8 protein-coding genes and 1 tRNA gene are annotated in these 13,581 nt (G+C 70.6%); 2 read left to right on the top strand and 7 right to left on the bottom strand.

The window, feature by feature from the left end; all coding sequences use genetic code 11:
• The 7 genes from VF592_RS11525 to VF592_RS11495 form a co-directional block, all read right to left on the bottom strand.
• Nucleotides 1–339: CRISPR-associated endonuclease Cas1 (locus VF592_RS11525; protein ID WP_331005774.1), on the bottom strand; the 339-nt coding region annotated here is incomplete at its 3' end.
• Nucleotides 340–343: 4 nt separating this feature from the next.
• Complete coding sequence (gene cas4 / locus VF592_RS11520; RefSeq protein WP_331005773.1) at nt 344–997, bottom strand: CRISPR-associated protein Cas4; 654 nt, start codon at nt 995–997, stop codon at nt 344–346.
• Nucleotides 998–1,023: 26 nt separating this feature from the next.
• Nucleotides 1,024–2,019, bottom strand: a complete 996-nt coding sequence (gene cas7c, locus VF592_RS11515; RefSeq protein ID WP_331005772.1) for a type I-C CRISPR-associated protein Cas7/Csd2 — start codon at nt 2,017–2,019, stop codon at nt 1,024–1,026.
• Nucleotides 2,006–3,874 carry a type I-C CRISPR-associated protein Cas8c/Csd1 gene (gene cas8c, locus VF592_RS11510; RefSeq protein WP_331005771.1) on the bottom strand — a complete coding sequence of 623 codons (1,869 nt, stop codon included), beginning with the start codon at nt 3,872–3,874 and terminating at the stop codon, nt 2,006–2,008. Before cas8c ends, cas7c begins: the two co-directional genes overlap by 14 nt.
• A complete protein-coding gene (gene cas5c, locus VF592_RS11505; protein ID WP_331005770.1) occupies nt 3,871–4,548 on the bottom strand; it encodes a type I-C CRISPR-associated protein Cas5c in 678 nt (225 codons plus the stop codon). The genes cas8c and cas5c overlap by 4 nt, the downstream gene beginning before the upstream one ends.
• Nucleotides 4,549–4,627: 79 nt before the next feature.
• Nucleotides 4,628–6,919 carry a CRISPR-associated endonuclease Cas3'' gene (locus VF592_RS11500; RefSeq protein WP_331005769.1) on the bottom strand — a complete coding sequence of 764 codons (2,292 nt, stop codon included), beginning with the start codon at nt 6,917–6,919 and terminating at the stop codon, nt 4,628–4,630.
• Between the two features lie 386 nt (nt 6,920–7,305).
• Nucleotides 7,306–7,381, bottom strand: a tRNA-Thr gene (locus VF592_RS11495).
• A 167-nt stretch (nt 7,382–7,548) separates the two neighbouring features.
• Between VF592_RS11495 and VF592_RS11490 the strand changes: the two genes are divergently transcribed.
• Complete coding sequence (locus VF592_RS11490; protein WP_331005768.1) at nt 7,549–8,826, top strand: hypothetical protein; 1,278 nt, start codon at nt 7,549–7,551, stop codon at nt 8,824–8,826.
• Between the two features lie 59 nt (nt 8,827–8,885).
• Nucleotides 8,886–13,487: an NAD-glutamate dehydrogenase gene (locus tag VF592_RS11485; RefSeq protein WP_331005767.1), complete on the top strand. Its 4,602-nt coding sequence runs from the start codon at nt 8,886–8,888 to the stop codon at nt 13,485–13,487.
• The last annotated feature ends 94 nt before the right edge of the window (nt 13,488–13,581 follow it).

The following is a 13,581-nucleotide window of genomic DNA, read 5'->3' as shown; positions in this document are numbered from 1 at the left end:
GGCGACGATGCCGCGCACGACGGGAACGGCGCGGGCGGGATCGTCGGCGGCGCGGTACTGGGCGCGGCGAAGCAGGACGTTGCCGGTGCGCGGGCCCTCGACGCGCGCCTGGAAACGGCCGTTGGGCGTCAGGAAAGACACCGCGACCCCCGCCTCGGCGCAGGCGGCCATGAGCGCGGGCGACATGCCGGCACGCCCGAAACAGACCAGCCCGCCAATCATGTGGATCGGCGCGCGGCCACGCTCGGCTCCCTCGACCTCGACGACGACGTTCGCGCCGTCCTTGCGGACCCAGGCGTCGGGGCTGGTGACGTAGATGGTGTTGAGGTAACGGCGCACCGGATCAGTCCGCGAGCTGGCGCGCGAGCCAGCGCTCGACCGAGGGTCGCGCCGCGATCACGGCGGGACGGCAGAGCGGCTCCAGCGAGCAGCGCGGGCAGCCTGGCATGGGCACCGGCGCGGGGGTAACCCGAGATGCGAGCATCGTACGCACCGCCAGCACGGTGGCGGCGGTCAGCGCGCGCAGATCGGCGTCGATCGCGACAAGCGTGCGGCGGCGCAGCCGGGCATAGAATAATGCGCCCTCAGGCACCTCCGTCCCGAACATCTCCTCCAGGCACAAAGCCTGCGCGCAGAGTTGGACTTCGTCGGCGCGGTGCGTCTTGGGTTGGCCGCGCTTATACTCGATTGAATAGGGCCGCAGGTTCGGCGCGCGGCCGTGCAGCTCGACCGCGTCGGCCTTGCCCGTGACGCCGAGCGCGAGCGAGCGCAACGCGATGCCGCGCACGGTGCGGACGCCGCGCCTATTGTCCGCCCCGCCATCGTCGACGCGTTCATGCAGGACGCGCCCCTCGGCGGTGGCGCCGTCCTCCAGCCATTGCTGCTCCAGATGGATGAGCGCGCATTGGCGGGGGCAGAAAAGTTGGTGCTGGAGCGCGGAGATAGGGACGAGGTCATCCTCGTCGATCGCCGTCGCCGGGAGCGACGACGGCGGCAAGGGTATCGACTCCGGCTCCACCTCCGCTACATCCGGGTGATCGTCACGCCCGCGGGCAGCGCGTCCTCGTCGACCGTCACCGCATAGTCGTCGTAGCTGCGGGCCGGGGACCAATTGTGGATCGCATCCGAATCCACCTCGTGAAGCGTCAACGGATCGCTCGCATCGTCCCCGGGACGTTTGCGCCATGCCTTCACCCGACCGAACAGCTTGTCGGCATGCGCGTTGCCGAGCGCGCCGTCATGCGCGAACACGATCAGAGCGCGCGTCGCCATCTCGCCGCGCGCGGCCGAGCGGTCATGCTCGAACATGTCCGTCAGCGCCGTCCAGAGCAGTTCCAGGTCCGCCTCGGTGAAGCCGGTGCCCTTGGTCGCGTGGCTGGCGAGCGGGGCGGACACAAAGCCGTGCGCGCGGTACAGACCGTACGGGATGATGTGCTTTCGGCCCATGGTGCGGTTGTCGATGCGCTCGTCATCGGCGCCCGCCTCGCGCTGCTGCTTTTCCTTCTCGTTCGTCGCGGCCATGCGCGTGATGGAGATTTCGAGCGGCAGGACCGGCTCAACCGAGCGTGCGAAGGTGATCTGGACGGGGCCGCGCACCTGCCCCGCGTTGATGCCGGTGGACAACACCGCGCCGAAGGTGCGGATGTCGAAGAAATTGTCGCACATCCAGCGCCGGAGCCGCGCGAGTTCCTCGTCGCTCTTGGGATTGAGCTTGGCGGCCTTGCCGACCGCCTCGCCGCCGGGCCGGATCGCGACATAGGCCTCGCGGTGCGCTTCGTTCAGGATCGCGCCTTCGGTGACGTAGATGCGATAGCCCGGCTCCGCCTCCTTGGCTAGTTCGACATAGTTGCGGATCTTGCGCTTGAGGCAGACGTCGGAAACGAGCCCGCGATTCGTCTCGGGATCGAGGCGCGGCAAATTGCCCGCGTCGGGATCACCGTTCGGGTTGCCGTTCGTCACGTCGAAGAACAGCACGAAATCGTGACGGCGCGTCAACGCCGGGCTGTCAGTTGCTGGCATCGTCATTCCCCTGCTCGTCGACCACGTCCTTCTTCGTGAAGCGCGCGGCGCGTTGATGATAATAGCCGATCACGAACCGGCCCTGGTCCTCCAGCCGAAGCGAGCGCGGCAACCCGGTCGCCAGCCCGCCCATGACCTCCTCCAGATCGCGCTCCAGCCCGCCGGCCTTGCCCTCCTTGCGCAAGGAGGCGAGGTGGTTCTGCGCACCGCGCAGCAGCAGGGGAAAGACGCCGGCCGGGGTCGCCGAGGCGGCCCCGAAATAGCGGTCGCGGATCGTCGCGTTGACCCGCCCGAGCGCGTTGTACTGCGCCGCTTCGAGCAAGGCGAACAGCCGGCCGAGACGGTAGGCGGGGTTGGTTTCTTGCTTGTCGACGCTCATGGGTGCCCCATCCTTTGTGATGCCAAGTCGGTGGTCGCGGGCGAGAACGGCGCGGATGACGGCGGCGTGCCAGCCCGAGCCGGGGTCGTCGCCCGCGCGCAGCCGCATGATCGCGGTCGACAGCAGGGTCCACGGATAGCGCCCGCCGCCGAGCACCGCGCGCGCCATCTCGCCCGCGAGCAGCGGCGGGATGTTCTCCCACTTCTCCTGCGCGGCGGTGGTCTTCACCAGCAGCCGATTGATCGCGGGTCCCGCGCCCCAGAGATGCGGGGCGGGCTCGACGCGGCAATCCGCCGCGTGATTTCGCGCATGGCCGGCGAGATGCCCCAGCGTCTCCGTCATCCAGAAGCGGACGGAGAGGCGCGCGGCATTGGGCGCGAGGCCCAAGACATGGACGCGCACGCCGGGCGGAATCCGGAGTTCGCCGAACGCGGCCGGACGGCCTTGGGCCAGGCTTTCCAGCATCACACGGACTTGCGCAGCATAGGCGGAATCATGATCGTCGTCGACGCGGTCGACCGTCTCGAAGATCGATGCGAGCGTCGCCTCGGCGGCGGCGGCTTCTTCCTCGCCGACGTCGCTGCCGTCCACCCAGAACACGGTGGTCGTGTCGCCGAGCCGGAAGCGGTGCCGATGGCGCACCTCGCGCGACCGCCGTCGCGATGGGTCCAGATGCGCGCCCGCGACGAGTTGGACGCGGCTCCCGCTGTTCCGGTCGAGCAAGCGGTTAAGCGCGGCGCCGTAGCGAAACGCGGCGGCCTGTCCGGTCGGCGCGTTCGCGCCTTGCGCCCGCCCATAGGATTCGAACGCGTCCAGGTTGAACGACACCAACGCCGCGCCCATCGTCTGCGCGCCGTCGACGCCTTTGATCGCGGGATGGAGCCGCGCCATCGGGGCTTCCACACCGCTGACCAGGCAGTGGATGGCATTGCCGGCGACGCCCCGCGCCTCGATCAACGGCAGCGCCGCCGGACGATCATGGATGAAGCGCGGCTTGCCGTTCGGACCGGTGTCGCCGTCAAGGCGGAACACGATATTCGTGTCCAGCATGTCAGTGGAAAAACGTGGCGCGGTGAAGCGGTCGGGCGTCCAGCTTTCGAGAAACAGACGGAGAGCGGCGAGGCCCTCGTCACCGCTTTCGGCCAGCAGCTTGGCGTGGAGATCGCGAAACGCCCGATGTTCCTGCGCGGTGCGCTTGCCTTCGGCGGCGGTGACCCCGAGCGAATAGGCCGTCTTGTCCCAGAACAGGTTAGGCGCCACCGCCACCGTCCGCTTCGCGCCCGCCGGCACGTCGCGCAGCACCGCCACCGGCTTCTTGCCCGTCGTGTCGCGCAGGTCGACCACATCGACCAGCCCGCCATCCCTGTCGATCACGACCGCGAAGCTGATCTTCTCGCGGCTGAACCCCGGCGGCTCGGCGTCGCCGCGCGCGGCCATGCGGTCGTAATAGCCCGACAGCGCCTGGAGGATTGTCACGCGACGACCCCTTCGGCGAGCAGCTTCTCGACCTCGATCACGCCGCCTTCCATCCGGGCGCGGAAGAAGCGCGCGGGCATGTTCGGGGTGTAGCCGGGTTCGTAGTTCATCCAGCCGAGGTCGCGGTCGCGGTCGCCCGGCGCGAGCTCGCTCGGCGGCAGCGGATCATTCTCCTCCAGCAGGCGAAAGTCCGCCGCGAACTCGCGCGTGCCAAGGCAGGGGCGGTGAAAGCATTGCCCGGCGGCGGCGCGACGCTTGAACATGCTGATATGCTTGGCGGCGGTGTCCTCCGCGCCCGCCCGCTCGGTGAGCGCGAAGCGCGCCTCGATCACATAGCCGACATCGACCAGCAGCGTCGACGCGCGCTGTTGCCGCACGGCGGCGATGTCGATGCCCAGCCCGGCGGTGGTGCCCCTCCTCATGGCGCTCCGCGCGCCGTCGGCGGACGCTTTGGCCGACACCTCGTTGCGGCGGATCGACTGGAACCGGATCGGCTTCAGCACATGGATGCGCGTCACGTCCCAACGGATCGCCGGTTTCCAGTGGATCGCGTCGAGGACGCCGCGCGCCGCCGCCGGGGTGATCACATCATAGGAGACGCGCTCGACCTTCATCTCGGGCCGCGTAAAGCAGGCGCGCTCACCCCAGACGTGCAGGCGGACACCGAAAGCCATCGCGCGTTGTTCTCCCCTTGTTCGGCAAGCTGACACGCGGCCAGGCGGATCGCAAGCCTCTAATTCGCGCCGATCCGGATCAGTTCGGCGACCCGTCGAATATGCCCGCGCTCGGGTCCATCCCAAACGGATCGAGCGAGAGGCCGGTCGGCTCCTTGTAGAGGCTGTCGCTCACGAGAAGCATGAACTGGTCGCCATATTTGGGATCGACCGGCTGAACGGCCCCGCTCGCCAGCATCGCCGCGCGCGCCTTGGCCGGGATCGACACGGTGTATTGCCCCAAGCGGCGCATCGCCGCCGCCGGCGGACGCTCGACCGCGCACAGCGTGGCGACGAGACGATTCACCTCGTCCCGATCGTCACCGCCCTTCCATGGGACGATCACCGGCTTCATCACGTCGTCGATCATGCGAAAGGCTTTCGCGATGCTCGCGAAGGGCGGGACGAGGCGGACCTCGTCCTTGCTCACCGGGCTGAAACTGTCCTTGAGGTGGCGGATGATGGGGAAACGCTCGCCGTCGATCGTCGCGGCGTCGAGCGCGTCGTCACCCTTGGTCCAATAGAGCTCGGTGAAATAGGCGTGGATCGCCGTCTGCCCGAGCGGGTCGGCATCGTGACGACGAAGCGCGGCGCGCATCGCGGCGGTCGGTTGCGCGAAGATGGTCGGCTGCTTGCGTTCGGCGGGCGCGAAGACGACGACTTGGCCGACCTCCAACCTAAACTCACGATTACAACGGCCCGCCGCCTGCGCGATCGAATCCAGCCCCGTCTCCGCGCGCCAGACCTCCGGAAAGTCGACGTCCACCCCCGCCTCGATGAGCGAAGTCGCGACGAGGCGGACCGGCTCGCCCGCGCTCAGTGCCGCGCGCACCTCGGCGAGGACGCGCCGGCGATGGGCGGGACACATCAGCGTAGTGAGGTGGCGCGCGCCGGGTTCGTCCTTGATCGCCGCGAACAGCGTCTGGGCGTGGGCGCGGCTGTTGACGATGCACAGCATCTGCGGCTGCTCGACGAAGCGGGCGGCGATCGCGGCATCGTCGACCTCGCCGACATGCTCCACCGTCACGCGTTTCAGCTGGTCGTAGAGCCGCTTCGGATCGGGAGCGAGCTCGCGGTCGGGGGCGATATCGAGGCCGTTCGTGAAGCCGTCGCACATTCGCAACGCGGGCTGAGTGGCGGTGCACAACACGATGCTGGCGCCGTAGTTGGTCGATAGCTCGCGGATCGCCTCGACGCAGGGGCGTAGCAGGGGGACGGGAAGCGTCTGCGCCTCGTCGAGGATGATCACGCTCTTCGCCAGGTTGTGAAGCTTGCGGCACGCGCCGCGCCGGTTCGCGTGGAGGCTTTCGAAGAACCGCACCGCCGTGGTGACCACGATGGGCACGTCCCAATTCTCGGATGCGCGACGTAGCCTCGCGAGCGCGTCGCGGCCGTCCGCGTCGGTCTCGTGCCCGTCCCAGTCGACATTGCCGTGATGTTCCAGCACGTCGGGCGCATCGCCGTTCTCGTCATGGAGCGCCTGGCGGAACACGTCCGCCGTTTGCTCGATGATCGAGGTGTAGGGGACCACGTGGATCACGCGGTCCAGCCCGTGGGCGACCGCATGGTCGAGCGCGAAGGCGAGCCCTGCGAGCGTCTTGCCGCCGCCGGTGGGCACCGTCATCGTGAACAGGCCGGGGGCGAGCGCGGCCTTCGCCCGCGCATGCGCAAGGATCTCGGCGCGGAGCCGGTTGATCGGTTCGTCGACGCGCGGACCGGTCGCGAAGCGCGCCATGTGCCCGTCGAGCCGGTCGCGCAGCACCGGGAGCGGCGCATGGCCGCCCCGCTCCCGCGCGCCACAGAACGCCTCGGTCGCGAGCGAGTCGGCGTCGACGAGGCAGGAGAAGATCATGCGCCCGAGAAAGGCGAGGCTGTAGCCGGGGCTCGCGCCGAACTTCTTCAACGTCGCGTTCACCTGACCCGGAAGGCCCGGCACCTGCCCCTCCCAACCGGCATGATCGGGCAGCGGCTTGGCGAGCCGCGCGTCGAACGCCGCGTCCGCGTCGGGCAAGCCGGAATGGTGCCCCGCGACCGCCATCGCGATCAACCGCCCCCAGATCGGGCCGTAGCGCGCCGCCGCCACGACCGCGCCGGCGGTGCTGTGGTCGGGACTCGGCCCATCGTCGGCAATGTAGCGCTGGAACTCGGCGGAATGCTTGCCGATGTCGTGGAGCAGCCCCGCCGCCTCGGCCACCGCTCCCGCGCCAAACGGCGCGGCGAAAGCGCGCGCGTACCGGGCGACTTCGAACAAATGGACCGGGAGCTTCTCCCATTTCGTTCGCGGCTCGCCGGGCAGGGAATGGGCATAGGACGGTCCCGTTGGATCGAACATGGCGTTACTCCTTTGGGGCACTTAGGCCTGTCAAGTTGGCGGAGGTGGCCAAGTTGCGATAGTCAATGTGAACGAATGTCCGCCGTCGCTGATCGGCGCTCAAAAGCGGACCGGCCGATTTCCACCAGTTTCGCCGCCCGATGGTCGGCAGCATTGCGCCGGTATGGGGTCAGGCGCTTGAGCCGTTGCGGCGTGCTGCAGGCAGAGTGGCGGTCTGGAAGTTGGCCGCTGAGACGGCCGGCCGCCGTCGCTTTGACAAAGCCGTGAAAGCCCGTCTGTCCGCCCCCACCGCGTGCGCCGGTACACGGAAAACCTCGCACACTTCCGCCACTTACCCGGACGCCACTGCAGTCCGAGCAGGTGTCGTCTAGAGACTTGCGAGAGATTGGTGCCGCCTACAGGACTCGAACCTGTGACCCCCGCATTACGAATGCGATGCTCTACCAGCTGAGCTAAGGCGGCCCATGAGCAGCGGATCGCGGATGCGGTCCGTGGCTGGGCGGATCGCTTATCAGCAGGTCCACAGGCTGACAAGCGTTGGCGCGCTTTACCCGGCGTTTACCAGAACCGGCCCACAAGCACCCCGACGAACGGGACGCGGCATTCGCGGCGCCCGCGGGGGACCGGGCATGGACTTGTCGCAGAAGCTGGACGCGGAGGACGCGACGGAGCTGGCAGCGGAGGATGCGGGCGTGGGCGAACAGATGTTCGACCTGGGCGGCGACGAGCGACGGATGCATGTGCGCGCCTATAATCACTGGGTGTCGCTCCTCCACGGCGCCCCCTTCCCGGCCATCGCCGACCTGGAGCCGGGCGGAATCGCCGATTTCGGCGACCATAGTGTGCTGCTCGACTTCACCGGGGCGATCGACGACCCGGTGATCTCGTTCCTGGGGACGACGCTGCGCGCCGAATGCGGGATCGATGGCGAGGCGGTGCGGGTGACCGACGTGCCGTCGCGCTCGCTGCTGTCGCGGCTGACCGACCATTATCTCCAGATCATCGCCAACCGCGCGCCGATCGGCTTCGAAGCCGAATTCGTCAACACGCGCGGCCACACCACGCTGTACCGCGGCATCCTCATGCCCTTCTCGTCGACGGGCGAGGCGATCGACTTCATCTACGGCGTGATCAACTGGAAGGAACTGGCCGACCCGTTCGTCCAGGCCGCGCTCGACGTCGAGCTGGAAGCCTCGGTCCGCGCGGCGCCCGCCCCGGCGTCCCCGCATGGCGAGGCCCTGTGGGGTGGCGCTCCGTCCAACGCCCCGGTCTGGGCGGACGGCCCCAGCGGTGCGTTCGCGGAGGAGGAGGCCGATCAGGACGCGGCGCCCGGCACGCTCGACGCGCAGCTGATGATGGCGCGCGAATCGGCCGCGGCGGTCCGCGCGGCCGACACGCGCAGCCGCTCCGCGCTCTACCGCGCGCTCGGCCGCGCGCACGATTTCGCGCTCGCTGCGGAGCGCGACCGCGACGCCTATCGCCGCCTGCTGGGTGAGGCGGGCGTCAAGGAACAGGCGCGCGCGCCGATGACGCCGATCGCCAAGCTCGTCTTCGGCGCCGATTACGACAAGACGCGGCTGACCGAGTTCGCCACCGTGCTCGGCCATGCGCACCACCAAGGCGTGCGCGCGGGCGAGCTGCCCGAATATCTCGGCGGCATCTCGGGGGGCATCAAGGCGGTCGTCGCCGCCGCCCGCGCCGCGCGCCGTCCGGCCCCAGCCGAGAAGCCGGTCCCACCCGCGCTGGCGGACCGCGACGCGCTCGCCCGGATCGACCTGCCCCAGAGCGCCGCGCCCGGTCACCTGGTGCTGCTCGTGGCGCGGGTCGGCGCGAATGGCGGGCTGGACGTGGTGGCGCAGCTCGACGACGCCGCGCTCACCGCCCGGGCCGTGCGCGCCATCGGGTGATGGTCACACAGGTTACGAAGGGTTGAGCCCGCGCCCCCGGCGGCGCATAGGCCCGCCCCATGTCGACCCATGCTGAATCGCTGACGAGCGCGCTCGCCGACCGCCTCGTCACCGGCGCGCTGCCCGCCGAACTCCAGGATTTCGGCCCCGCCGAACAGGCCGAGGCGGTGTCGTTCCTCCTCGCCGCGGCGCAGGAGCGGGTGCCGGGCGTCCCGCGCGTCACTTTGGAGCCGATCGCCAGCGACGATGTCCGCCGCCGCCTGCGCATGGCGGTCGTCAATGACGACATGCCCTTCCTGGTCGACTCGGTCGCCGCCGCGATCGGCGAACGCGGCATCGCGATCGATCGCATCCTCCACCCGGTCGTCCCCGTCCGCCGCGACGGCGTCGGTGCGCTCCAGGCGATCGGGGGCGAGGGCGCGGCCCCCGAATCGATGATCTATCTGGAGCTGGAACGCGTCGACGCGCGCGACCGGCGGGCGCTGGGGCAGGAGCTGGACGGCGTGCTCGCCGATGTCCGCGCCGCGGTGAAGGACTGGCCGGCTATGCGCGCCGCGCTGGCCCGCGACGCCGAGCTGTGCGCGGGCCATGGCGGCGACGGGGGCGAAGGCGCCGACCTGCTGCGCTGGTTCTCGGGCGGCAAGCTGACCTTGCTCGGCCATGTCCGCTGGAGCGCGGCGGGCGGCGCGGTCGACCGGCTGGGCATCGCCCGCCACGATCACCGCACCGCGCTGATCGACGACGCGTCGCTCGCCGAGGCGGTGTCCTGGTTCGAACGCGGCGGCGAGGCGCCGCTGCTGCTCAAGTCCAACCTCATCTCCACCGTCCACCGCGCGGCACCGCTCGACCTGATCGTGCTGCCGGTGCGCGACGGCGGCGACACCGCCTTGTCGATCCATGCCGGGCTGTGGACCAGCGCCGCCCTTTCCTCCCCCGCCGCCTCGGTGCCGGTGTTGCGCGAGCGGCTGCGCGCGCTGGAGGCCAAGTTCGGCTTTGATCCGCGCGGCCATACCGGCAAGGCGCTGGCCCATGCGCTGGGCGCGCTGCCGCACGACCTGAGCGTCGCCTTCGAGCCGCGCACGCTGGAGGAGTTGGCGCTCACCGCCATGTCGCTCGCGGACCGCCCGCGCCCGCGCCTGGTCCTCGCCCCCTCCCCGCTACGCCGCCATCTATACGCCTTTGCCTGGCTTCCCCGCGACGAGCTGACGACGGCGCGGCGCATCGCGATCGGCGAGATGCTGCGCGAGGCCGCGGGCGCGGAGCTCCTGTCCTGGTCGATCGCGCTCGACGAGGTGGTGGCGCTGATCCGCTACACGCTCGACATTCCCGACGGCGCGGCCCCGCCCGACGACGCCGAACTCGACGGGCGGCTGTCGCGGATGATCCGCGGCTGGGCGACCGAGGTCGAGGCCGCGCTCGCCGAACAGGCGCCGCAGCGCACCGCCGCGCGGCTCGCGCTCAAATGGGCCAACGCCTTTCCCAACGGCTATCGTACCGCGCGCTCGGGGGCGGAGGCCGCGGCCGACATCCTGCGCTTCGACACCCTTGCCGGCCCGGGCGCCCGGTCGGTCCGCATCGCCGGCGAAGGCGGGCGCATCCGTCTGAAAATCTACCGCCAGGGCGGCGCGCTGTCGCTGTCCGACGCGGTGCCGGTGCTCGAGAATTTCGGCTTCCGCGTCGTCGAGGAGCTGCCCATCCCACTCGCCGACGACAGCGGCTCCCATCTTCACGACTTCCTGGTCGAGGCGGCGACCCCCGTCGCCGACGCCCCCGTGCTCGAAGCCGCGATCGCCGCCGTGCTGGAGGGTCGGGCCGAGAACGACGCGTTCAACCGGCTGATCCTGGAGGCCGGGGTCGCGCCCGCGGCCGTGGTGCTGGTGCGCGCCTGGTTCCGTTATCTGCGCCAGGCGGGCCTGCCCTACAGCCTCGCCACCGTGGTCGACGCGCTGCGCCGCGCGCCCGTCGTCGCCGCCGCCCTGGTCGAGCGGTTCGCCGCCGCGCATGATCCCGCCGCGCCCGGCGACCTGGCGGCGGCCGACGAGCGGATCGAGCGCGGGCTCGACGCGGTGTCGGCGATCGACGACGACCGCATCCTGCGCGCGTACCGGGACCTCGTCGCGGCGACCCTGCGTACCAACGCCTTTGCGCCCGCCGCCGCCGAGGCGCTGGCGTTCAAGCTCGACAGCCACCTGATCCCCGGCCTTCCCGCGCCGCTGCCCTGGCGCGAGATCTGGGTCTACTCCCCACGCGTCGAGGGTATCCACCTGCGCGCCGGTCCGGTCGCACGCGGCGGGCTGCGCTGGTCCGACCGCCGTGACGATTTCCGCACGGAGATTCTGGGCCTGATGAAGGCGCAGCGCGTCAAGAACGCGGTGATCGTCCCGACCGGCGCCAAGGGCGGCTTCTACGCCAAGCAGCTGCCCCCCGCGGCCAACCGCGACGCCTGGCTGGCCGAGGGCACGGAAAGCTACCGCGTGTTCATCCGCGCGCTGCTGTCGATCACCGACAACATCGTCGACGGCGCGGTCGTCCATCCCGAGGGCGTCCGCGTCCATGACGGCGAGGACCCCTATTTCGTCGTCGCCGCCGACAAGGGCACCGCGACCTTCTCCGACGTGGCCAACGCGCTCGCGCTCGAACGCGGCTTCTGGCTCGGCGACGCCTTCGCCAGCGGCGGCAGCCAGGGTTACGACCACAAGGCGATGGGCATCACCGCCAAGGGCGCCTGGATCAGCGTCCAGCGCCATTTCGCCGAGCGCGGGGTCGACGTGCAGACCCAGCCGATCGCGATCGTTGGCTGCGGCGACATGTCGGGCGACGTGTTCGGCAACGGGCTGTTGCTGTCCAAGGCCGTGAAGCTCGTCGCCGCGTTCGACCATCGCCATATCTTCATCGACCCGAATCCCGACCCGGCGCGCAGCTGGGCCGAACGCGCGCGGATGTTCGCGCTCCCCCGGTCGAGCTGGGCCGATTACGACCGCTCGCTCCTGTCGCCCGGCGGCGGGGTATTCGCGCGCACCGACAAGGTCGTGCGGCTGTCGCCCGAAGCGCAGGCGGCGATCGGCGTCGATCGGGCCGAATGGGAGCCCGCCGCGCTCATCTCCGCCATCCTCAGGGCGCCCGCCGACCTGATCTGGTTCGGCGGCATCGGCACCTACGTAAAGGCGGCGGCCGAGAACAACGCCGCCGTGGGCGATCCCGCCAACGACCGGCTGCGCGTCGATGCCGAAAGCTTGCGCGCCACCGCGATCGGCGAAGGCGCCAATCTGGGCCTGACCCAGGCCGCGCGCATCGCCTTCGCGGCGCGTGGCGGGCGGATCAACACCGACTTCATCGACAATTCGGCCGGGGTCGACTGCTCGGACAACGAGGTCAACATCAAGATCGCGCTCAACCGCGAGATGATCGAGGGGCGGCTGTCCTTCGACGACCGCAACACATTGCTCGCCAGCATGACCGACGACGTGTCGGCGCTGGTGCTGGAGGACAACCGCCTCCAGACGCTCGCGCTCTCGATCGCCGAGGCCGAGGGCGCGGCCGCCACCCCTTCCTATGTCCGCGCGATCGAGATCTTCGAGGCGGCGGGCCGGCTCGACCGCGCGGTCGAGGGACTGGGCGCGAACGAGGAACTGCTGCGGCGCGGGCAGGGCGGCCAGGGGCTGACCCGCCCCGAGCTCGCCGTACTCCTCGCCACCGCCAAGCTCGCGCTCCAGGACGCAATCGAGGGCGCCGATCTGGGCGGCGACGAGGCGCTGCGCCCCGACCTCCACGCCGCCTTCCCGTCCGCCATGCGCGCGCGTTTCGCCCCGGCGATCGACGCGCACCGCCTGCGCGGCGAGATCGTCGCGACCAAGCTCGCCAACCGCATGGTCAACCGGCTGGGGCTGCTCCACCCGGTCGAGCTCGCGGAGGAGGAGGGCGCCGCGACCGGCGACATCGCCGCGATGTTCGTGGTCGCCGAGCGGCTGTTCGACCTGCCCGCGCTCTGGGCGGAGATCGAGGCGACCGCCATGCCCGAGGCCGGGCGCCTCGCCGCCTTTGTCGAGGTCGCGGCCGCCACCCGGTCGCACATCGCCGACCTGCTCCGCGTCATCGTGCCCGGCACCGGTCCCGCCGATGTCGTCGCCTATCTCGAACCCGGCGTCCGCAAGCTCGACGCGGAGACGACGCGGCTGCTGCTGGAGGAAGCGCGCATCCAGAGCGGGCGCATCCGTGGCGCCCTGGAAACTGCCGGCACCCCCGCCGACCTGGCGGCCAAGGTCGCGCGGCTGTTCGAGCTTGACGGCGCGATCGGGCTGGCGGAGCTCGGCGGCAGGCTGGGCGCGGACGAGGTGGTGCTGGCGCGCGCCTTCACCCATCTCGGCCAGGCGCTGGGGCTCGACTGGGCGCAGGCGACCGCCGCGCGCATCCAGTCCAACGACCCATGGGAGCGGCTGCTCGTCGCGGGGCTCGCGCGCGACTTCCAGCAATTGCGGCTCGAATTCCTGGGCCGCGGGTTCGAGGGCGACCCCCAGGCTTCGGTCGACGCCTGGCTCGCCCGCAACGCCGCGCGCGTCGCGCAGTTCAAGGCGCTGATCGAACGCGCGCGCCTCGCGGCCAAGCCCAACGCCGCGATGTTCGCGCAGATCGCCGGTCAGGCGCGGGTGCTGCTGGCGCGCTGAGGCCGGTCTCCTTCCCCGACGGGGAGGAGCCGCCGGTCAGACCGTGACGACGCGCGACCGCCGCGTGCTGGCCTTGGCCCGCCACCCGCGCGAG

Origin of the sequence: Sphingomonas sp., assembly GCF_036388435.1 — a bacterium.
In the GTDB taxonomy this organism is placed as follows: domain Bacteria; phylum Pseudomonadota; class Alphaproteobacteria; order Sphingomonadales; family Sphingomonadaceae; genus Sphingomonas.
This window is presented reverse-complemented; position numbering and strand designations above follow the sequence as displayed.

Coding starts and splice junctions, on each gene's coding strand:
- VF592_RS11485 (WP_331005767.1), top strand. CDS start 8,886: ATGTCGACCCATGCTGAATCGCTGACGAGCGCGCTCGCCGACCGCCTC.
- VF592_RS11500 (WP_331005769.1), bottom strand. CDS start 6,919: ATGTTCGATCCAACGGGACCGTCCTATGCCCATTCCCTGCCCGGCGAG.
- cas5c (WP_331005770.1), bottom strand. CDS start 4,548: ATGGCTTTCGGTGTCCGCCTGCACGTCTGGGGTGAGCGCGCCTGCTTT.
- VF592_RS11490 (WP_331005768.1), top strand. CDS start 7,549: ATGGACTTGTCGCAGAAGCTGGACGCGGAGGACGCGACGGAGCTGGCA.
- cas7c (WP_331005772.1), bottom strand. CDS start 2,019: ATGCCAGCAACTGACAGCCCGGCGTTGACGCGCCGTCACGATTTCGTG.